Origin of the sequence: Pseudoalteromonas phenolica (assembly GCF_005886345.1) — a bacterium.
Lineage (GTDB): Bacteria > Pseudomonadota > Gammaproteobacteria > Enterobacterales > Alteromonadaceae > Pseudoalteromonas > Pseudoalteromonas phenolica_A.
This window is the reverse complement of sequence record NZ_PNEC01000006.1, coordinates 26,643-46,919: the sequence shown is the minus strand read 5'-3', so window position 1 is coordinate 46,919 and position 20,277 is coordinate 26,643. Positions and strand designations below refer to the sequence as shown.

Here is a 20,277-nt window from a genome sequence, read left to right as displayed (position 1 = left end):
AGAAATTGGATTCAGTGCCATTGTAATGACCTTATCTTGATGACTAATAGATATGAGATTATCAAAGCAATAGACTTTATAACCTTGTTTCAATCTTTAAAAAAGTTTACTTCTTCAATCTATACTCATAAAAGTAAAGCATATTTTCTTATAAAAAGATTTTTAAAATAATCAGGTGAGGGTATTGATAAATTATGAATATCTCGCTGTCATTTTTAAAAATATATCCTATATTTAAATCGTTGTATTGCTTCTTAAACGGAGAAAACATGCAAAAAGAAACACGATTTACAGCCGCTGGGTTGGCCATAATGTTAGCCTGTATTCTGATTTTATGGATAGCGAGCCCTTTATCCAATCTCATATCGTTGATTCTTTTTGCTATATGCCTAGTTTCAGCTACCGCGATTTTTAAGTTGCACCAATCAAGTCTAACTCAGCTTCAAAACGAATTAGCAGAAAAAGCGACTTCTACAAGCCCAAGTTCACAATCTAGTGATGACCTAAAACAGTATTTACAATGGGTTGAAGAGCTGATACCCGTTTGGGCAAAACAGCTAGAGTTAGCTCGTTTTCAAGGAGATAATTCAGTAAATGATTTAGCTGCTACCTTTGCTGATATACGCAATAAACTTGAGGTAGCGATAGAGGCCTCTCAAGCTACATCAGGGGACATGCACAGTGAAACAGGTTTAACTCATATCATTGATCGCGCGGACAAAAGGCTAAATCAAATACTTCTTTCCTTAAATGAAGCTATGTCTGGGCGAGACGAGTTGCTCAGTGAGATAAATAATCTGACTTCTATTGCAGAGGAGCTTTCTCACATGGGTGATGAGGTAGCAGGTATTGCTTCTCAAACGAACTTGTTAGCATTAAATGCTGCCATTGAAGCAGCTCGAGCTGGAGAGGCGGGTAGAGGTTTTGCTGTTGTAGCGGATGAAGTGAGAACGCTGTCAACTCGTTCTGGTGAAACGGGCACCCGTATCACTGAGAGAATAGGTCAAGTAAATTCCACATTATTCAGTACGTTAGAGAAAACTCAAAAATTTACTAAACAAGATGTCAAGCTTATAGAGAATGCTGAAAATGTAATTGAAGAGGTCATTAACCAATATCGAGACTCAGGCATGAAAATCATCGAATCTGCAGGGCATTTGGAAGAAGAAAGTCGCATGGTTAAGTCTTCAATAGAAGAAGTAATTGTCTCACTACAATTTCAAGACCGCGTAAGTCAAATGCTCGATCAAATTCATATCAATATGAATAAATTCTCCCCCAAAATTTCGCAGGCTTTAAATGACATATCAGCAGGTTCTGCTGTTGAAGAGATTAATTCCAAGCAATGGCTAAGTGATTTTAAGAGCACTTATACAACGGTTGAACAAGTACAGATGCATGAAGATCAATCAGCAGAAACGAAGCAAGCTGAGAAATCGGAGATTACATTTTTTTAGTAAGTTAATAATGCCAGTAATCAATATGAAAGGGTGAGTTTAATGAGCAAAAATATTTTGATTGTTGATGATTCAGCCAGTGTTCGTCAGGTGGTATCAATGACGCTAAAAGGGGCTGGTTACAATGTGATTGAAGCTATTGATGGTAGAGACGGTATTGCTAAGCTTGATGGCAAAAAAATTCATTTAATTATATCAGACGTCAATATGCCAAATATGGACGGCATTAGTATGGTTAAAGAAGTTAAACAGATGGCTAATTATAAATTTACGCCCATTATTATGCTAACAACAGAGGGGGCCGAAGAGAAAAAAAGACAAGGGCAAGCAGCAGGTGCAAAAGCCTGGATAGTTAAACCCTTTGAGCCCGCAAAAATGCTTCAAGCAGTGTCGATGTTGGTTTTACCTTAACAAAAGGAAATCAGTCCATGGCTTCCATAAAAGTGACTCAAAAAAGAAACAATTCTACTGAAATCTCCTTCGCAGGAGGGCTAACAATATACTCTGTTATGGAAGCCTATCAACAGCACTTCGAGACATTCACTTTTAAGCAGTTAGTAGTTTTTAAGCTAGATAAAATAGAAGAGATTGATACTGCTGGTATACAGCTTATTACCTCCATCATTAAATCTTTATTAGAGCAAGGCAGTCAATATCAAGTTAGTAGTACCAGCGAACCTGTTAAGGAGTTTAGTGAGTTATTTGACCTAAAGTTTTTAATGAATTACGAGGTGCAATCTTCGCTAGGAGTAGAATATGTCTCTTGATGCTGCATTAGAAACATTTTACGTTGAAGCTCAAGAGCATTTAGAGCTAATGGATAACAACCTTTTGCAAATGGATGACGGTAATATCAATAACGATATACTCAATGATATTTTTCGCTCAGCTCATACTATAAAAGGGTCTGCTGGTATATTTGGACTAACTCACATAGTTGATTTTACGCATGTGGTTGAAAACGTTCTAGATAGAGCACGTGATGAAAAGATAGTCATTGAAAAACCGCTAATAGATTTGTTGTTCAAATGCAGAGACCACATGGTAACCATTGTTGCTTTGTCTATTGATGAGTATAAGCAGCAAGTTGAAGTTCAAAAAAAAGGCCAATTACTAATTGAGCAACTATTACCTTGGGCCGATGAACAAGCATCACTTGAGCCAATAAATGAAAATAAAGTAGAAGGTAAGTCAAGCACTGAAACTGATGGGTTTTGGCATATTTCACTTCGCTTATCTGAAGATTGTTTAAAAAACGGCATGGACCCCATGTCTTTCATTCGTTTTTTATCAACGCTTGGTGTGATCCACCGAATTGTTTGTCTCACTGATAAAGTACCTAAATTGGTTAAATTAGACCCAGAGCAACTCTACTTTGCTTACGAAATAGCTTTAGAGTCAGCGTCAAACAAAGAAGAAATTGAGAACACTTTTATGTTTGTCCAAGACGATTCTCACATCGTAATCTTGCCACCCAATGCATCAGGTAAAGACTTTGCTGATCTAATAGAACAATTACCGGAAGACAATAAGTATTTAATTCAAGTACTCAAAGAATGTGGCACATATAAATCACTCGACGAAAAACACACTGAGGTTGAAGATAATGCGACTTTAACCGAGATATCAACTAAACCGATAAACTTAGCAGAAAAACCTACGTCAAATAACCCCATAAAACAAACGGCGCCCAGTAAGCAAATTAGAATTGATTCAGATCGACTAGATCACTTGATCAATTTAATTGGTGAATTGGTGATTAATCAGCAGCGTGTCGATTTACTCGCAGGTAAAACTAGAAATACAACACTTATAGAGGCGGTTGATGACTTCGAGAGTTTTACAGAGCAAATTCGTGATGCCGCATTAAATTTACGAATGATCCCTATAGGCGGGACTTTTCAGCGCTTCAAACGAATAGTAAGAGACACAGCACAAGAATTAGGAAAGAACATTGGTTTAACAATCATAGGTTCTGAAACTGAATTAGATCGTTTAATGGTAGAGAAAATAGCCGATCCTCTAACGCATATTGTTAGAAACGCAATGGATCATGGGATCGAATCTGTTGAAGAGCGAATAGCTTCGGGTAAGTCTCCTAAAGGTGAATTGATATTAAAAGCTTACCATGAATCAGGACATATTGTTATTGCAATCAGTGATGATGGTAAGGGGATTAATAAAGAGGGAGTTCGATTAAAAGCGATCGAAAAAGGCATAATTTTTCAGCACACAGAGTTAAGTGATCATGAACTTTTTCATTTGATTTTTCATCCTGGTTTTTCAACCGCCGCACAAGTTACTAATCTATCGGGACGCGGTGTAGGTATGGATGTCGTTAAGCGTAATGTGGAGGCACTACAGGGAAGCATTGAGATTCTAAGTGAGGCAGGAAAAGGGTCGGAGTTTCGTATTAGTTTACCGCTGACTTTGGCGATCATCGATGGTTTTCACGTCGAGTGTAGTGGCACTCATTTTATTATTCCACAAGCAACTATCATTGAATGCCTTGACTTAGCAAGTCATGTTGAAATTGATGAACGCAATTGCATTAATTTACGTGGCGATATGATCCCCTATTTAACCATGAGTGATGTTTTTAACTTACAACCTCAAAATCGTGGTTCTGATAATGCGTTGATTTCTCAGGCGTCAATGGCAAAGCAGCCGAAAGAAGAATTAGTTATTGTGCAATTTGGCGGTAACTTGGCGGGCATCGCCGTTGAGCGTCTTCACGGTGAAGTGCAAACAGTAATCAAACCTTTAGGACCAATTTTTAAACCATTAAAAGGTATAGGTGGTTCTAGTCTGCTGGGTAATGGAGATATTGCCTTTATTTTAGATATTCCGCAATTAATAGAGCTTGCGATTGATCAAGACAAGCGCATGAAACACATTAACAAAACACAGGAGTAAGAGGAATCATGAGTCAAGTTGCAGAACAGCTTAGTACCTCCACTCAACGAAGCCAATATCTGACCTTCTCTATTGGTAAAGAACATTTTGGTATGGAACTTCATCAAACACGAGAAATTATAGAGTATGCCGGTATCACTGAAGTACCACTAATGCCCCAGTTTTTATCTGGAGTCATTAATCTCAGAGGTGAAGTTTTACCAGTTATTGACCTATCTGTCAGGTTGGGCAGAGAGCCAATTACCATTCACAAACGCACATGTGTGATTGTTGTCGAGCTACATGGTTATGAGCAGTACTGTGTGCTTGGCTTACTAGCTGACGCCGTAAACGAAGTGGTTGAATTGTCGTTATCAGATGTTGAAGATGCACCTGCTTTTGGCGCTAAAATTCGAGCGGAATTTATTCAGGGTATCGCTAAGGTTAAAGATGATTTTGTTATTTTACTAGATGCAGAAAAAACGTTGTCACCAATTGAGTTGGCAAGTTTAGTTGAGGCAGAGTTGCAATAATTGTAAAGAAGTATCATAAGGGTACAAGAGGAAATTATCATGTTAGATAAAGTAAGCTTAAAAGCCAAAGTGTTATTTCTTGGTGTTGTTGTGATCACCGCTTTGCTGTCGTTAGGGCAAATTTCATTAAGTAAATTGTCTGAATTCCACGAGACTACAGAAAGAGATTTTAAAACAGTCAGTCAGCAAGTAGAGTTATTAACTTATATCACGAATGCACATGTGATTTTCAAGATCCAAGTACAAGAGTGGAAAAATGTTTTGATCCGAGGTAATGAGAAAAAGCAATACGATAAATATGCCACTCGTTTTCAAGCTAACTCAGACAAAGTACAGGAATATTTGGCTAGTGCTTTAAAAATTAGCAAGTCATTAAACTTAGATACTGAAGAGCTAGCAAATGTAAAAAAAGATCATGCTGACTTAAAGAGCGCATATATGGCTGCATTAGCCAATTTTGATGCGCGTGATCGACTGACTGGTCAAAAGGTAGATAAAAGTGTGCGCGGCGTAGATCGTCCAGCTAGTAAAGGCATGACAAAAATCGCAGCTGATACTGAAGCTTTGTTTAAGAAAGTAATTACTGACACAATTAAGAATATGGAGGTTCAGTATCAGAAAGCCGAGACTTCTTTGAGCTCGTTTATTGTTTTCGGTTCATTATTGGTTTTGGTCGTTATGGGCTTTATCTTTTGGGATTTATTTAAAACACTCGGAGGTGAACCCAGTTATGCTGCGCATGTATGTAATCAAGTTGCACAAGGCGATCTAAGTGTTGATATTAGATTAATGGCTAACGACAAGGGTTCGTTGTTACTCAGCATCAGTAATATGAAAAACGAGCTTGCAGCTATTATTACTGAAGTAAGGAGCTCTTCCGAGGCGCTGAGTGCTGCCTCGTCGCAGGTGAACTCTACTGCTCAAACTATTGCTAAAGGTGCGTCAGTACAAGCTGCAAGTGTTGAAGAAACTTCAGCGTCTATGGAGCAAATGTCTGCTTCTATTTCTCAAAATAATGAAAATGCCAGTATCACAGATGGAATGGCACAACAAGCTGCGAAAGAGGCTTCTTCTGGCGGTGCTGCGGTTTCTGAAACTGTTGATGCAATGCAGAAAATTGCAGAGAAAATAAGTGTTATTGATGATATTGCTTATCAAACAAACTTATTAGCGTTAAACGCGGCAATTGAAGCTGGTCGAGCTGGAGACCATGGTAAAGGGTTTGCAGTCGTTGCTTCAGAAGTGAGAAAACTTGCAGAACGTAGTCAGGTGGCTGCGCAGGAAATCGGTGAACTGGCCAAAGATAGTATGGTTCGTGCCGACAAAGCAGGTAAATCCTTACAAGAAATGGTGCCATCTATAAATAAGACGGCAGACCTTGTTCAAGAAATTGCTGCAGCCTCTTCAGAGCAGGCTACGGGTGTTCATCAAATTAATGAAGCAATTTCTCAAGTGAATCAAACTATGCAACATAACGCCGCAGCGTCAGAACAACTAAGTGCCACTTCAGAAGAAATGAATATTCAAGCAGTTACCTTACAAGAGTCTGTAAATTACTTTACTTTAGATGAGTTTTTAACACCAAAACAGAGACAAATTAAATCAAATAAAGATTCTAAAAATATGGCGGGAATGAACGTTAAAAGCACAACGGGTAACTCGGCCAATAAATTGGGGAAGAGTCGCAATGAAAGTGACTCAGATGATGAAAAGTTTGTAGACTTCGATAAATAAGCTGACTGACGACGATGACTATTTGCACCAATGAAATTGTTCCTTCAGAGCAAGAGTTCTTATTATTTCAGAGCTTAGTACATTCAAGATTAGGGATAAGTTTACCCAAGCATAAACGTGTCATGCTTGGGCATCGTCTATTCAAACGTGTCAAGTCTCTAAATTTATCGAGTTTTGGTGAGTATTATCGTCACATTAACTTGTTAGAAAATGCTCAGGAAATGGAACGTGCATTGGAACTTATTACGACCAATGAAACCTTCTTTTTTCGCGAAGAAAAACATTTTGATTTTTTAAAAGATGAAATACTAAGTCAAGTTAGTCCTAATAAAGTCTTCAAAGTGTGGAGCGCTGCCGCTTCTTCAGGTGAAGAGCCATATAGCATTGCTATGACACTCCAAAAACACTGTATTACGCCCTGGCAACTAAAAGCCTCAGATGTAAATAACAGTGTGCTAGAACATGCTCGAAAAGGCATATACATTGATGACCGAGCAAAATTCTTACCAGCGGAGTATCGCACTGCTTATTGCATGAAAGGAACTGACGAATACGAAGGTTATTTACGTGTCAAACCAGAGCTGAGAAAGAAAGTAGTGTTTTTTAACTTTAATTTGCTTGATAGCATGGCTGATATGGAACATGTCGACTTAATTTTTCTTCGCAATGTCATGATTTATTTCGATGACGATACCAAACAGAAAATTGTCAATAATTTACAAAAAACTCTGAAACCAGGAGGTTGGTTGTTTATAAGTCATTCTGAAACGTTGCATGGGTTATCTCATAATTTTGAATTGATTAAACCAGCTATTTATAAATTGAATTCTAAGTCTGAATAAAGTTTGTACAAATGAATACAGATATTAATTTGCAGGCAGGAGAAGCGTATTTCGGTAAGGCGCCAAAACGAATCAGAACACTCTTGGGCTCTTGCGTTGCGGTAACTGTTTGGCATTCAGAACTCAAATTAGGTGGTTTATGCCACTATTTAATATCAGAAAGAAAAGATAACACAAACTCAACTAAGTCAGGCGATTATAAATATGGTAAGCAGGCATTAGCATTTTTGAAACAGCAGATGATGTGCAATGCTGATTTAAAGGAATATGAGGTTGGCATTTATGGCGGAAGCAACATGTATAATTCTGAAAGTTCTTCCACTATAGGTGAAAAAAACGTTTCTTATGCTCATCAGTGGTTAAAGCAGCTGGGTTTAAACGCTAAGAATGAAGATGTGTTAGGTGAAGTGTGTCGAACACTAATTTTAGATTTGTCGACAGGCGATGTTCATTTAAAAAGATATCAGCAAGAGCAGTAAGTGAATAAAAATGGGAGATAGATATGGCAATCAATGTAATGATAGTTGATGACTCGGCTGTTGTCCGCCAAGTCATATCAGCGGTCCTAAACGAAGCTCCTGACATAGATGTGTGTTCAGTCGCAAATGACCCTATTTTTGCTTATAGCAAAATGCAAAAGGAATGGCCTGATGTAATTATTTTGGACATAGAAATGCCACGGATGGATGGCATTACCTTCTTAAAGAAAATTATGGCTGAGCGACCAACGCCTGTGATTATTTGTTCTTCTTTGGCGCAACAAGGTGCAGAGTTATCAGTCTCTGCACTGTCTGCAGGCGCGTTTGACATTATCAGTAAACCGACTCTGGGAGTTAAGAGTTTCTTAGAAAGTGCTGGAAAAGAAATTATTACTGTAGTTCGCGCTGCTTCAGTCGCAAAAGTAGACAAATTTACATTGTCTGATCCGACTTCATCATTTGAATCTAATCACACTGACGATAATGTTATGGATTTTGTTAATGGTGACACTGACAAAGTGGATGATTTAGATTTAGCCAGTTTAGCCCAGACCACTGATAAAGTTATCGGTATTGGCTCTTCAACTGGTGGCACGATTGCTCTAGAGAAAATATTAACTAAATTGCCCCGAACATGTCCCGGTTTGGTGATTGTTCAACATATGCCTGAAAAATTTACAGCTGCTTTTGCAGAGCGGTTAAATGGTTTATGTGAGGTAGAAGTAAGAGAAGCGACATCTGGAGATAGAGTTATACCAGGCCGAGTACTGATAGCACCAGGAGGGAGACATTTACAAGTTAAACGGTCAGGTGGGCAGTATATAACGATTGTTTCTGAAGGTCCTGCCGTTAATCGCCATTGTCCATCTGTTGATGTGTTATTTAAATCTCTTGCAAAAAACGTAAAACAAAATGCGACAGGTATTATATTAACAGGAATGGGTAATGATGGTGCAAAAGGGTTATTAGCCATGAAAGAATCAGGCAGTAAAACAGTGGCACAAGATGAGGCATCTTGTGTGGTATTTGGTATGCCAAAGGAAGCTATTAAGTTAAATGCTGCTCAACAAGTTGTAGACTTGAAAGATATCACAAGGTTTATTAATTAATTTTTGGGCTAGGTTGTTATAGGTATACAAATGGAAAAACCAAGAGTACTAGTGGTCGACGACAGTGAAGTTCAGAGAGCTCATGTGATTGGCTTATGTGAAGTACAGGGCATTTACGATTTTGATATAGCTGAAAATGGTCTAGTTGCCCTTGAAAAATTGACTTTGGCCAAATACGATCTTGCATTTATTGACCTAGAAATGCCTGTTATGGATGGTGTTGAATTAGTAAGACGAATTGCTGAAAAAAAATTAGTTAAATCTGTTATTATTTTAAGTTCAAAAGATCCTTCTCTTATTATGAGTATCGGTACCATGGCAAAAAATGATGGATTATTAGTCGTAGGTTCTTTTCAAAAGCCACTCAAAGGTGAAGATCTGGTGACTAGTTTAAAGCGGTTTGAGCGTGGTCTAGCGCAAGTAAAAACTGAACAAGCGAAAACAGATTTAACTGAACAAGATATTCTCCAAGGTATTCTTAAAAAAGAAATCATACTGCACTATCAACCAAAATTAACGGTAAAGGGTCTACTTTTTAAAGGCGTTGAAGCTTTATCTAGATGGCATCATCCAAAACGTGGGGATATTTCACCGGTAGAATTTATTGCAGCTGCAGAGCGATATGGCATTATTTCAAAGTTGACCATATATTTATTTGAGCAGGCCTTAAAACAAAAATCGGACTGGTTTAGTCATGGGTTAAATTTTCATTTGTCATTTAACCTATCACCATTGTCTTTGTCAGAGTATAGTTTAGCCGATGATATCGCCGCTCAAGTCGAAAACTATCATGTCTCCCCTAAAGATATAGTGTTTGAAATAACAGAAAACGCCTTGTGTGGTGAAGTATCAAAGGCCATAGAAACGCTAGCAAAGCTGCGTCTCAAGGGGTTTAAGATTGCAATCGACGATTATGGAACTGGTTTTGCCAATGCTCAACAGCTTTCAAGAGTACCTGCAACAGAACTAAAACTTGATCGTATCCTTGTCGACAATGTAGCAACAAATCCTCAACAACAGGCAATCCTAAAAAGTACGGTGGGTTTAAGTAAAGATTTGCAGTTAGAGACTGTGGCTGAAGGCATAGAGCACTTGGAAGATTTTAAGTTCATTCATCAATTAAATGTCGACCTTGTTCAAGGATATTATTTTGCTAAACCTATGGCGGCAGACCTACTTATTGATTGGCTCTCGCATGATTTGACTGGTATTCGTAATCAACTTACTAAAGATCTAACAACCGAATAAAGTTCATCATTAGTCAAAAATCTTTTCTGATGTTATTTGAGTACTTATCTTTATAAGACGAGTGTTACTACAAGATTTTGAATCTTAATATATTTATTAAGCTTTTCTCTCTCATTAGTATTGCCAAATTTATATTCAAATTCGTTATTTTTAAGTTATATGTAAATAAAAAAAGACTGTTATTTACTAGATGCTCTATCAGTCTAAAAAAGAAGCAAGGGGGCATTGCCGCGTTATAAACACGGCACAGATTATACTTTATTAGCGGAACTGTTAGAGTGTTTCACTGTATTCAAACAGTATTTGTTCAATCCAAGTAGCAATGCGTTCGTCACTTTTTTCGTACTGACTGTCTTCATCTAAAGCCAAACCAACAAAGTGCGACTTATCTTCGGTGAGTGCTTTTGAGGCTTCAAACTCGTATTCATCGTTATTTGGCCAGTAGCCTAAAAAGGTTACGCCTTGTGGTGCGATTTTATCATGTAGCATGCCAAGTGCGTCTTGGAACCATTGACCATAACCCTGCTGATCGCCCATACCGAATAATGCGATGGTTTTACCTGCTAGGTCGACGTTTTCAATGTCGTCCCAGCTTGATTCCCAATCTTCTTGTAGTTCACCAAAGTCCCAAGTCGAAATACCTAAGATTAGAAAATCGAAATTTTCAGCGTCTTTTAAGTTCACATCTTTAATGTTGAACATAGACAGGGTGTCTTTGCCGATAATGTCTTGAATTTTTTCAGCTGCCATTTCGGTATAGCAGGTAGTTGAACCATAAAATAAGCCAATTTGCATGCGGTTTATCACTTCTTATAAGGCTGATATGATGGGGTAAATTTTACCTGATGACACTTTAAATTGATACAGGCGACCAGTGAGCGATTTAGCAGATTTTGAAAATGACATGACTGAGCAAGAGGATGTGATAGAAGCATTTATCGATGTTCTTTTTCTTGAACACGGCTTGAGCGAGAATACTTTGGCCGCTTATCGCACCGATTTAGAAAAGTGCGATGCCTATATGAAAGCAGAGCAAGGCAGAGACAATCTGCTTGAAGTGACGCAGCAAGATATTGAACAATACTTGGCGTATCGTGTAGATTTAGGCTTAAAGCCTCGTAGCACAGCCAGAGCCATCAGCGCGTTAAAACGTTTTTATTTGCACTGGGTTAAGATGCAAAAAATCTCAGCATCACCTATGGTCAATATAGCACTCCCTAAAACTGGGCAGGCAATTCCTAAAACACTTACTGAAAACGAAGTAGAAGCCTTGCTTGATGCGCCTAATGTTGAAGACCCCATGGGGCTCAGAGATAAAGCCATGTTAGAACTATTGTATGCGACAGGCCTGCGAGTCACTGAGCTAGTGGGGTTACGCATGGAGCAAATTAACTTGCGCCAAGCTGTGGTGTTAGTGCGTGGTAAAGGTGGCAAAGAGCGCATGGTGCCGATGGGAGAAGAAGCGCAGCATTGGATAGATTTATTTATACAGCAAGGTCGTGCTTTAATGATTAAGCATGCCACTGACTTTGTTTTCCCATCAAAACGTGGGATAGGTATGACTCGTCAAACTTTTTGGCATAGAATCAAACACTATGCTATTTTGGCAAACATAACGTCGCCATTATCGCCACATACGTTACGTCATGCCTTTGCAACACATTTGTTGAATCATGGTGCTGACTTACGAGTCGTGCAAATGATGCTGGGCCACAGCGACTTATCGACGACACAAATTTATACCCATGTAGCGAGCGAAAGGTTGAAATCGCTGCATCAAGAACATCATCCTCGTGCGTGATGGAATTTTTTTGAATTTATCCGGTCATACTGGGTAGCAACGAAATTTATGAGAACAGAATGAAAAAGTTAATTTTAGCTGCAGCAATGGCGTTATCTACAGGCGCAATGGCTGAGCAAGTGACTGCTCCTTTAGTTGGTGCAGTAGAAACAACAGTAAGCCCAATCGAAACTCAGTTAAATAACTTAGGCTTAACAGTTAAAGCAATTCAAGACAGCCCAGTCGCTGGCTTAAATACGGTTTTAACTGACAAAGGCGTATTTTACGTGAGCCCAGATGGTCGTTACCTGGTTCAAGGTACGATGATCGATGTCGACAAACGAGAGAATTTAACTGAGTCGGCGTTAAGTGGCGTTCGTAAAGAAGGTGTGACTGAGTACGAAGACTCAATGATTGTCTATAAAGCCGAAAACGAAAAGCATCAAGTTACTATATTTACTGATATTACTTGTGGTTACTGTCGTAAGTTACACCGAGAGTTAGATGACTACTTAAATGCAGGTATCACAGTGAAGTATCTTGCATTCCCTCGTGGTGGTTTACGTGGCAAGGGCTACAAAGACTTAATGAATGTGTGGTGTGCTGAAGATGCCGCAAAAGCATTAACAGAGGCAAAAGCGGGTGAAGAAGTGGCAGAAGTTAAAAACTGTACTGCACCTGTGGCTGAGCACTATCAGCTAGGTCAGAGCTTTGGCATTTCTGGTACACCAGCAATCATTTTAGAAGATGGTTCGATTATTCCTGGCTACCAACCAGCTGCAGCATTGGCGCAAGCGCTAGACGGTAAGAAGTCATAAGCGATAAAATTCGCTATAATCACCGTATTATTAAAAAGGCCTAAGGGCCTTTTTTTGTTGTCTGTTAAATCTCTGTTTTAACGTTGTAATGCTTATCCTCTTAATTCAGTATTATTGAGAGCATGTATAAGGGTAAAAGAATAAATGCAAACCGTGATAGCAACACGTGAGCGCATGGATGACAGTCATCTTCCTGCGCATCTTCATCCTGTCATTAAACAAATCTATGCAGCTCGCGGTGTGAGCGACCCTGTTGAGCTCGATAATCGTGCTAATACCTTATTAAATTTCAACTTATTCAAAGATATGGATAAGGCCTGTGCTTTGTTGGTCGAAGCACTGCAACAGCAAAGTAAAATATTAATCGTTGGTGACTTTGATGCCGACGGTGCAACCAGTACCTCAGTATTGATGGAAGGGTTAGCATTATTTGGTTTCCAGCATGTTGATTATCTTGTACCAGACCGCTTTAGCTTAGGCTATGGTTTAAGTCCTGCGCTGGCAGAGCAAATTGTTACTATTGCGCCAGATTTAGTGATCACAGTAGATAACGGTATTTCTTGTATTAGTGGCGTTGAGATTGTCAAAAATGCCGGTATTAAAGTACTTATCACTGATCACCACTTGCAGGGTGAACAATTGCCCAATGCCGATGCCATCGTCAACCCAAACCAACATAGTTGTAACTTCCCCTCAAAAAGTATTGCAGGGGTTGGCGTGGCGTTTTACTTGCTGGTGGCGCTGCGTCATAGTTTGCGCGAACTGCACTATTTTGTGACTCAACAACAGCCAGAACCAAATTTAGCAGAGTTACTTGATATCGTTGCACTAGGAACGGTTGCCGACGTTGTAGCACTCGATGCAAATAACCGCACATTGGTTTATCAGGGCTTAGCACGTATTCGTAGCGGTAAAACGCGACCGGGGATCACCGCACTCATTGAAGTGGCAAAACGTAACGCTGCGCGTTTGTCTGCCAGTGACTTTGGTTTTGCACTCGCGCCGCGTTTGAATGCTGCTGGCCGACTGGATGATATGAGTCTAGGTATCGCTTGTTTGTTATCGAAAGACATCAACCAAGCAAGACGAATAGCAGGCGAGCTTGATGCACTTAACCATGAACGCCGTGAAATTGAAGCGGGCATGCAGCAAGAAGCGCAAGCCGTGCTGGAGCGCTTGGTATCGGCACAACAAAGCGTGCCTGATGTTGTCTGTTTATATCAAGACGATTGGCACCAAGGGGTGATTGGTATTTTAGCCGGGCGCTTAAAAGAGCGCTATCACCGTCCGGCAATTATTTTTGCACAAGGTGACGAGGGGGAAATAAAAGGCTCATGTCGCTCTATAGAAGGGTTGCATATGCGTGACCTACTTGAGCAAATTAACACTCAGCACCCAGACCTAATTGCTAAGTTTGGTGGCCACGCTATGGCGGCAGGTTTAACCATTTTAGAGCGTGACTTTGAACGTTTTAAATCGGCGTTTACTGGTGCTGCTAGTGCGATTTTGACCGAAGAGCATAAGCAAAGTGTGCTACTGACTGATGGCGAGTTGCCTGCGACCTGTTTTAATCTAGACTTTGCGCAACTGCTTCAGCAAGCAGGGCCTTGGGGTCAGCAATTCCCTGAACCTGTATTTGAAGGCGTATTTGAACTCATTCAGCAGCGTATTGTCGGTGAAAAGCACCTAAAATTGGTGCTAAAACACAGCTCTGGTCAGTTAGTTGATGCCATCGCTTTTAACATTGATGTAAAAGCTTGGCCAAATACAGCCGCACAATATGCCAAATTGGCGTATCAGCTCGATATAAATGAGTTTAGAGGCAAGTTCTCACTACAATTATTAGTGCGAGAAATTCAAGCTCAACCCGCATAAACCCATTTATAGGGCACAGATTGTCTGTTATCATGGCGCGTTTAAAAATCACGCGCCTTTTTTATGGGCTGAAAAAGCGTTCAGCCGTTGATATTGGTCACGTGACACGTTAATTTTTTTGGAGTAGTGAGCATGTTTGAAGTGAATCCTGTGATTAACCAAATCAAGGAAATTCGCGAACGCACTGAGCTGCTTAGGGGGTATCTTTGACTACGCTCTAAAACAAGAGCGCTTAGAAGAAGTAAACGCAGAGTTAGAAGACCCAGCAGTATGGAATGAGCCTGAAAAAGCACAAGCATTGGGCCGTGAAAAATCGAATCTAGAAGCAATTGTTGAAACCATTGATAATCTTGTTGGTGGTGCAGACGATGCAGAAGGCCTAGTAGAACTAGCCGTTGAAGCCGAAGACGAAGAAACCTTTGAAGAAGCACAAGCTGAAGTAGAAGGTCTAGTGGGTCAATTAGAAAAGCTAGAGTTCCGTCGTATGTTCTCTGGTGAACAAGATGCTAACGATGCCTATATTGACTTACAGTCAGGTTCGGGCGGTACTGAAGCGCAAGACTGGTGTAACATGTTACTGCGTATGTACTTACGTTGGGCTGAAGCGAAAGGCTTTAAGGTTGAAATCGTAGAAGCAACTGATGGTGATGTTGCCGGTATTAAAGGCGCAACCGTGCGAGTATCTGGTGAATATGCTTACGGCTGGTTACGTACAGAAACAGGCGTACACCGTTTAGTGCGTAAGAGCCCATTCGATTCAACAGGTCGTCGTCATACTTCATTTGCGTCTGCGTTTATTTACCCAGAAATTGACGACAACATTGAAATTGATATTAACCCGGCTGATTTACGTATCGACGTATATCGTGCATCGGGTGCTGGTGGTCAGCACGTTAACCGTACAGAATCTGCGGTACGTATTACTCACTTACCAACGAATACCGTTGTGCAGTGTCAGAATGACCGCTCACAACATAAAAACAAAGCGCAAGCAATGAAGCAGTTAAAAGCGAAATTGTTTGAACTTGAAATGAAAAAACAAAACGCCGAAAAGCAGTCTCAAGAAGATGCTAAATCAGATATCGGTTGGGGTAGTCAGATCCGTTCATACGTATTAGATGACTCACGTATCAAAGATTTACGTACTGGCGTTGAAAACCGTAATACCCAAGCGGTATTAGACGGTGATTTAGACAAATTTATCGAAGCCAGCCTGAAATCAGGCCTTTAATCAACAAGCTAAACTAAGAGCTAAAAAATGACAGATCAAATCCAAGACGAAAATAAACTCATTGCTGAGCGTCGTGCTAAATTGGATACAATTCGTGAGAATTGTGATGCCAATGGCCACCCGAACACCTTCCGCCGTGAAGACTATACGGCTGATCTACAGGCTAAGTTTGGTGATAAATCGAAGGAAGAGCTTGTTGAGTTAGACCATCAGGTATCGGTTGCAGGTCGTATCCTTGCTAAACGTGGTCCTTTCCTTGTGTTACAAGACATGAAAGGCCGTATTCAAGCATATGCATCAAAAGACGTGCAAAAAACGCTTAAAGAAAAATATGGTCAACTAGATATCGGTGACATCATCGGTGTATCTGGTCCACTTCATAAGTCAGGTAAAGGCGACCTTTACGTAGATATGGTGCAGTACGAGCTACTGACTAAGTCACTTCGTCCGTTACCAGAGAAGTTCCATGGTCTAACAGACCAAGAAGCTAAGTACCGTCAGCGTTACGTTGATCTGATCACCAACATGGACACGCGTGAAACGTTCCGTATCCGTTCAAAAGTGATCGAAGGCATTCGTCGTTTCTTAGCTGAGCGTGATTTCATGGAAGTTGAAACGCCAATGCTTCAGGTTATTCCTGGTGGTGCAACGGCGCGTCCATTCGTGACTCATCACAATGCATTAGACATCGACATGTACCTACGTATCGCGCCTGAGCTTTACCTTAAGCGCCTAGTAGTAGGTGGTTTTGACCGTGTATTTGAGATCAACCGTAACTTCCGTAACGAAGGTCTTTCAACGCGTCACAACCCAGAATTCACTATGATCGAATTCTACCAAGCTTACGCTGACTACAACGACCTAATGAATTTAACTGAAGACATGTTACGTACTGTTGCACAAGACGTTCTTGGTACAACAACAGTGATTAACACAGTTAAAAACGCTGAAGGTGAAGTTGTTGAAACAATCGAATATGATTTTGGTAGCAAGTTTGAGCGTCTATCTATGGCTGATGCCATCATCAAGTATGGTCCTGATGCTGAAGAAATTGCGCATATCTTCAAAGATCCTGAAAACCACTTCGATGAGTTAGTCGCTTACGCGGAGAAAGTACACGTTAAGATCCCAGAAAAATGCGTATGGGGTGCAGGCAAGTTCTTATGTGAGATCTTCGAAGAAACAGCTGAACACAAGCTAATTCAACCGACTTTCATCACTGAGTACCCGTGGGAAGTATCTCCACTTGCACGTCGTAACGATGAAAATCCATTCATCACTGACCGTTTCGAATTCTTCGTAGGCGGTCGTGAGCTTGCTAATGGTTTCTCTGAGCTTAATGATGCACAAGACCAAGCTGAACGTTTTGCGCGTCAGGTTGAAGAAAAAGATGCCGGTGATGACGAAGCAATGCACTTCGATGCAGACTACATTCAAGCGCTTGAGTATGGTTTACCACCAACAGCGGGTGAAGGTATCGGTATTGACCGTCTAGTGATGCTTTTCACTGACTCACCAACAATCAAAGACGTTATCTTGTTCCCGCACATGCGTCCACAAGCTGACTAATCTCGATTGAGTTTATCGATAAGAGCCTTGGCAAATGCCAGGGCTTTTTTTTGCCTAATAAAAGCTTATATTTAGCGTTAATACCAATCCTCAATAATACTCAATCATTTTGAGGGACTAAAACTGACGCTAACTTCGTTGAAAATTTCTTATTTAGAACAACTAAATAGCAAAATTTTCGCCTCGTTACCGACAAGTTTTTCTTGCCTCAAAATAGGTCGCTTAATTAAGAGGATTGGTATAAGACATTTTATATTCAGATTTAGGGAATTTAGAAAACTGAGAAAGAGATTCAGAAATAAGGTAAGACTTCCCCGGCTTCGCGGATGCTGATGTCAGCCCTTGAACCCTAAGGTTCAAGGCGGAGTGTAACAGCTCACCGTAGGCTTCTCGGTGCATGCCAAGCTTGCGCAATAGTAAGCAAACTACACCCCTAGATAAAGTTTATCGGCTCAGGGACTTAATCTGCTGTCCTACGAGCTAGGGAATTAAGTTCAGTATATAAGACTTGCAGCAGAGGTAAACCATAAATCAAGAAATATCAGTTCAACTGCTGGCAAATTAAACGCCGCTGCTCATAAATGAAGCCCTTTAAAGACAATTGTTTGGAGTTGCTATACTGTGAGTGTTAGCATTAATAGTAATTAAATTAAGACGTACTTTTTAAATTAAGTTTGTTCTTAAGTGCTCAATCTAATTGGTATTGCAGCCAGGCAACCAGCAAGAGAAACGCATGAGCATAGCGAGCTATGTGATTGAAGTAATAAGCGAAGTTTACAAATTTGCAGCGCCAAGTAGAAAGAGTATAAACATAGATTCTTTGACGAGCATTAGCAATGACAGAAATGACCGATTACACACAAGCACAACTGCTGCTTGAAAAGCATGATATTTTCGTATCGCCTTCAGAAGCACACGGCACCATCAGTGGTTTGCTGGCTTGTGGCTTAAACATTGATGAAAAAGACTACTTAATTATGTTAAGTGACGTGTTTAACGACGGACAAAGTTTCTCAAACGAATTAAAAGGGCTATTTGGCCAAATGTTCACGCATGTTATGTCATGCTTCAACAGCGAAGAGCCAAATTTTGAGCTGTACTTGCCGAATGAAGACGAGACCCTACTAGATAAAGCCAATGCGCTAGTGGCATGGGTTTCGGGCTTTTTATTGGGCTTTGGTTTAAAACAAAAAGACTATGGCAAGCTGTCAGCTGATGTCAAAGAAGTGATCAGCGATTTTAGTGAAATCACTAAGCTCGATACTGACTTCGGTGAAGAAGAAGAAGACCAACAAGCATTCCACGAGATCGTTGAATATATCCGTGTTTCAGCACTGTTATGTTTTGCTGAAATGGGCAGAGAAACTGTTACTCCATCAAAGACTTTACACTAATGATCAGCATTCAAGAATTTGTTCAGCGCAGAAGCAAATTACTTGCGCAACTCGACAACCACAGCGTAGCGATTATTCCTGCAGCGGTTGAGATCACTCGTAGCCGCGATACCGAATTCCCGTTTCGCCAAGACAGCGACTTTTTCTACTTAACAGGCTTTAAAGAGCCAGATGCCGTTTTAGTCTTATCAAAAGGCAAACAAGGTGAAGGCAAAAGCACGTTATTCTGTCGTAACAAAGATAAAACAGCCGAGATTTGGCACGGCCGCCGAGTGGGCTATGAAAGCGCCAAATCAGATTATCAGTTTGATGAAACTTACCCGTTGAGTGAGTTAGACGATGAGCTACTGCAGTTAGTGAATGGCAATCGCACTTTATTTTACGCTCAAGGTACTTACAGTGCGTTTGATGACAAGGTGTGGGCTTTATTAAATACTCTGCGCGGTGCACCGAAAAAAGGCTATCGCGCGCCTGAGATTATCAAAGATACACGACCGCTTATTCATGAAATGCGTTTGTTTAAATCAGACGCAGAAATTGCCGTGATGCGCAAAGCGGGTCAAATAAGCGCTGAAGGTCATGTGCGTGCAATGCAGTTCGCCAAGCCTGATGCTACTGAATACCAACTGGAAGCCGAGCTTCATCATCATTATGCCATGAATGGCGCACGCTATCCGGCTTATGGCACCATTGTCGGCTCAGGTAATAATGCCAATATTCTGCATTACACAGAAAACAGCGATACCTTAAAAGCAGGCGACTTAGTGTTGATTGACTCAGGGTGTGAACTTGAAGGCTATGCAGCTGATATTACTCGTACTTTCCCTGTGTCTGGTAAATTCAGTGAGCCACAAAAGACCATTTATGAGCTGGTATTAAAAGCCCAAACGGCGGCATTTGAACATGTGAAGCCAGGCGGTACTTTGGTTGCTGCTAATAAAGTGGTGATGACGGTAATGACCCAAGGTTTGATCGAGCTCGGTATTTTATCTGGCGAGTTAGATACACTTGTTGAAAAACAAGCATGCAAAGCGTTTTATATGCATGGTTTAGGTCACTGGCTAGGCCTTGATGTACACGATGTGGGTGAATACAAGCTCGATGAAGCCGACCGCCCATTTGCACCGGGTATGGTGTTGACCATAGAGCCAGGTTTGTATTTCGATGAAGATGCACAAGTGCCTGAGCAATATAAGGGTATCGGCATTCGCATTGAAGACGACCTATTGGTAACTGAAAAAGGTCATGAAAATCTGACCCAAGACGTGCCGAAAACCGTAGCAGAAATAGAAGCGTTAATGCAGCAGTAGGAG

18 protein-coding genes and 1 other RNA gene are annotated in these 20,277 nt (G+C 40.5%); 17 read left to right on the top strand and 2 right to left on the bottom strand.

From position 1 onward, the window contains the following. The first annotated feature begins 194 nt into the window (after positions 1–194). The 10 genes from CWB72_RS03390 to CWB72_RS03345 are packed head-to-tail and all read left to right on the top strand — an operon-like array spanning position 195 to position 10,297. Positions 195–1,457 carry a methyl-accepting chemotaxis protein gene (locus CWB72_RS03390; protein WP_138629252.1) on the top strand — a complete coding sequence of 421 codons (1,263 nt, stop codon included), beginning with the start codon at positions 195–197 and terminating at the stop codon, positions 1,455–1,457. Between the two features lie 42 nt (positions 1,458–1,499). Beyond that, complete coding sequence (locus CWB72_RS03385; protein ID WP_130255207.1) at positions 1,500–1,868, top strand: response regulator; 369 nt, start codon at positions 1,500–1,502, stop codon at positions 1,866–1,868. Between the two features lie 17 nt (positions 1,869–1,885). Continuing rightward, positions 1,886–2,224, top strand: coding sequence for an STAS domain-containing protein (locus tag CWB72_RS03380; RefSeq protein ID WP_130255208.1), 339 nt, complete (start codon positions 1,886–1,888; stop codon positions 2,222–2,224). After that, a complete protein-coding gene (locus tag CWB72_RS03375) occupies positions 2,214–4,373 on the top strand; it encodes a chemotaxis protein CheA (RefSeq protein ID WP_138629250.1) in 2,160 nt (719 codons plus the stop codon). Before CWB72_RS03380 ends, CWB72_RS03375 begins: the two co-directional genes overlap by 11 nt. Positions 4,374–4,381: 8 nt before the next feature. Next, positions 4,382–4,885, top strand: a complete 504-nt coding sequence (locus tag CWB72_RS03370) for a chemotaxis protein CheW (RefSeq protein ID WP_130255210.1) — start codon at positions 4,382–4,384, stop codon at positions 4,883–4,885. Between the two features lie 39 nt (positions 4,886–4,924). Further along, a complete protein-coding gene (locus CWB72_RS03365; protein ID WP_252371486.1) occupies positions 4,925–6,619 on the top strand; it encodes a methyl-accepting chemotaxis protein in 1,695 nt (564 codons plus the stop codon). Positions 6,620–6,633: 14 nt separating this feature from the next. Continuing rightward, positions 6,634–7,461 carry a CheR family methyltransferase gene (locus tag CWB72_RS03360; protein WP_138629248.1) on the top strand — a complete coding sequence of 276 codons (828 nt, stop codon included), beginning with the start codon at positions 6,634–6,636 and terminating at the stop codon, positions 7,459–7,461. 11 nt (positions 7,462–7,472) lie between these two features. Next, complete coding sequence (locus tag CWB72_RS03355; RefSeq protein WP_138592302.1) at positions 7,473–7,940, top strand: chemotaxis protein CheD; 468 nt, start codon at positions 7,473–7,475, stop codon at positions 7,938–7,940. 23 nt (positions 7,941–7,963) lie between these two features. Then, entirely contained in the window at positions 7,964–9,049 is a 1,086-nt protein-coding gene (locus CWB72_RS03350) for a protein-glutamate methylesterase/protein-glutamine glutaminase (protein ID WP_138629246.1), read from the top strand. Between the two features lie 30 nt (positions 9,050–9,079). Continuing rightward, a complete protein-coding gene (locus CWB72_RS03345) occupies positions 9,080–10,297 on the top strand; it encodes an EAL domain-containing response regulator (RefSeq protein WP_138629244.1) in 1,218 nt (405 codons plus the stop codon). A 273-nt stretch (positions 10,298–10,570) separates the two neighbouring features. On the opposite strand, the gene fldB is transcribed toward CWB72_RS03345, so the two are convergent. Next, the gene (fldB, locus tag CWB72_RS03340) at positions 10,571–11,092 is read right to left on the bottom strand and encodes a flavodoxin FldB (RefSeq protein ID WP_138629242.1); all 522 of its coding nucleotides are present in this window, start codon (positions 11,090–11,092) and stop codon (positions 10,571–10,573) included. Positions 11,093–11,201: 109 nt separating this feature from the next. Here fldB and xerD point away from each other — a divergent pair, with 109 nt between their 5' ends. From xerD to lysS, 5 genes are all read left to right on the top strand, one after another. Next, positions 11,202–12,098 carry a site-specific tyrosine recombinase XerD gene (gene xerD, locus CWB72_RS03335; RefSeq protein ID WP_436409842.1) on the top strand — a complete coding sequence of 299 codons (897 nt, stop codon included), beginning with the start codon at positions 11,202–11,204 and terminating at the stop codon, positions 12,096–12,098. Between the two features lie 59 nt (positions 12,099–12,157). Further along, positions 12,158–12,895 (top strand): bifunctional protein-disulfide isomerase/oxidoreductase DsbC, encoded by a 738-nt coding sequence (gene dsbC / locus CWB72_RS03330; RefSeq protein ID WP_138629238.1) that lies wholly within the window; start codon positions 12,158–12,160, stop codon positions 12,893–12,895. 144 nt (positions 12,896–13,039) lie between these two features. Continuing rightward, on the top strand, positions 13,040–14,770 hold the full coding sequence (gene recJ, locus CWB72_RS03325) for a single-stranded-DNA-specific exonuclease RecJ (RefSeq protein WP_138629236.1): 1,731 nt from the start codon (positions 13,040–13,042) through the stop codon (positions 14,768–14,770). Between the two features lie 132 nt (positions 14,771–14,902). Continuing rightward, positions 14,903–16,001, top strand: a protein-coding gene (prfB, locus tag CWB72_RS03320) for a peptide chain release factor 2 (protein ID WP_130256774.1) whose coding sequence is annotated in 2 segments (ribosomal slippage) — positions 14,903–14,977 and positions 14,979–16,001 — 1,098 coding nt in all. Because the reading frame shifts where the segments join, the coding sequence is not laid out codon by codon here. A 27-nt stretch (positions 16,002–16,028) separates the two neighbouring features. Further along, complete coding sequence (gene lysS / locus CWB72_RS03315; RefSeq protein ID WP_138629234.1) at positions 16,029–17,570, top strand: lysine--tRNA ligase; 1,542 nt, start codon at positions 16,029–16,031, stop codon at positions 17,568–17,570. Positions 17,571–17,877: 307 nt separating this feature from the next. Here the strand turns inward: lysS and ssrS are convergent. Further along, positions 17,878–18,060, bottom strand: a non-coding RNA gene (ssrS, locus tag CWB72_RS03310) — 6S RNA. Between the two features lie 346 nt (positions 18,061–18,406). On the opposite strand from ssrS, the gene CWB72_RS03305 reads away from it, so the two are divergent. Both CWB72_RS03305 and pepP read left to right on the top strand, forming a co-directional pair. After that, the gene (locus CWB72_RS03305; protein ID WP_058028872.1) at positions 18,407–18,964 is read left to right on the top strand and encodes a UPF0149 family protein; all 558 of its coding nucleotides are present in this window, start codon (positions 18,407–18,409) and stop codon (positions 18,962–18,964) included. Then, complete coding sequence (gene pepP / locus CWB72_RS03300; RefSeq protein ID WP_138629232.1) at positions 18,964–20,274, top strand: Xaa-Pro aminopeptidase; 1,311 nt, start codon at positions 18,964–18,966, stop codon at positions 20,272–20,274. The genes CWB72_RS03305 and pepP overlap by 1 nt, the downstream gene beginning before the upstream one ends. Positions 20,275–20,277 lie beyond the last annotated feature (3 nt).

Bases quoted from the DNA above. Each gene is read 5' to 3' on its own strand.
- CWB72_RS03390 (WP_138629252.1), top strand. From the start codon at position 195: ATGAATATCTCGCTGTCATTTTTAAAAATATATCCTATATTTAAATCG.
- CWB72_RS03385 (WP_130255207.1), top strand. From the start codon at position 1,500: ATGAGCAAAAATATTTTGATTGTTGATGATTCAGCCAGTGTTCGTCAG.
- CWB72_RS03380 (WP_130255208.1), top strand. From the start codon at position 1,886: ATGGCTTCCATAAAAGTGACTCAAAAAAGAAACAATTCTACTGAAATC.
- CWB72_RS03375 (WP_138629250.1), top strand. From the start codon at position 2,214: ATGTCTCTTGATGCTGCATTAGAAACATTTTACGTTGAAGCTCAAGAG.
- CWB72_RS03370 (WP_130255210.1), top strand. From the start codon at position 4,382: ATGAGTCAAGTTGCAGAACAGCTTAGTACCTCCACTCAACGAAGCCAA.
- CWB72_RS03365 (WP_252371486.1), top strand. From the start codon at position 4,925: ATGTTAGATAAAGTAAGCTTAAAAGCCAAAGTGTTATTTCTTGGTGTT.
- CWB72_RS03360 (WP_138629248.1), top strand. From the start codon at position 6,634: ATGACTATTTGCACCAATGAAATTGTTCCTTCAGAGCAAGAGTTCTTA.
- CWB72_RS03355 (WP_138592302.1), top strand. From the start codon at position 7,473: ATGAATACAGATATTAATTTGCAGGCAGGAGAAGCGTATTTCGGTAAG.
- CWB72_RS03350 (WP_138629246.1), top strand. From the start codon at position 7,964: ATGGCAATCAATGTAATGATAGTTGATGACTCGGCTGTTGTCCGCCAA.
- CWB72_RS03345 (WP_138629244.1), top strand. From the start codon at position 9,080: ATGGAAAAACCAAGAGTACTAGTGGTCGACGACAGTGAAGTTCAGAGA.
- fldB (WP_138629242.1), bottom strand. From the start codon at position 11,092: ATGCAAATTGGCTTATTTTATGGTTCAACTACCTGCTATACCGAAATG.
- xerD (WP_436409842.1), top strand. From the start codon at position 11,202: ATGACTGAGCAAGAGGATGTGATAGAAGCATTTATCGATGTTCTTTTT.
- dsbC (WP_138629238.1), top strand. From the start codon at position 12,158: ATGAAAAAGTTAATTTTAGCTGCAGCAATGGCGTTATCTACAGGCGCA.
- recJ (WP_138629236.1), top strand. From the start codon at position 13,040: ATGCAAACCGTGATAGCAACACGTGAGCGCATGGATGACAGTCATCTT.
- lysS (WP_138629234.1), top strand. From the start codon at position 16,029: ATGACAGATCAAATCCAAGACGAAAATAAACTCATTGCTGAGCGTCGT.
- CWB72_RS03305 (WP_058028872.1), top strand. From the start codon at position 18,407: ATGACAGAAATGACCGATTACACACAAGCACAACTGCTGCTTGAAAAG.
- pepP (WP_138629232.1), top strand. From the start codon at position 18,964: ATGATCAGCATTCAAGAATTTGTTCAGCGCAGAAGCAAATTACTTGCG.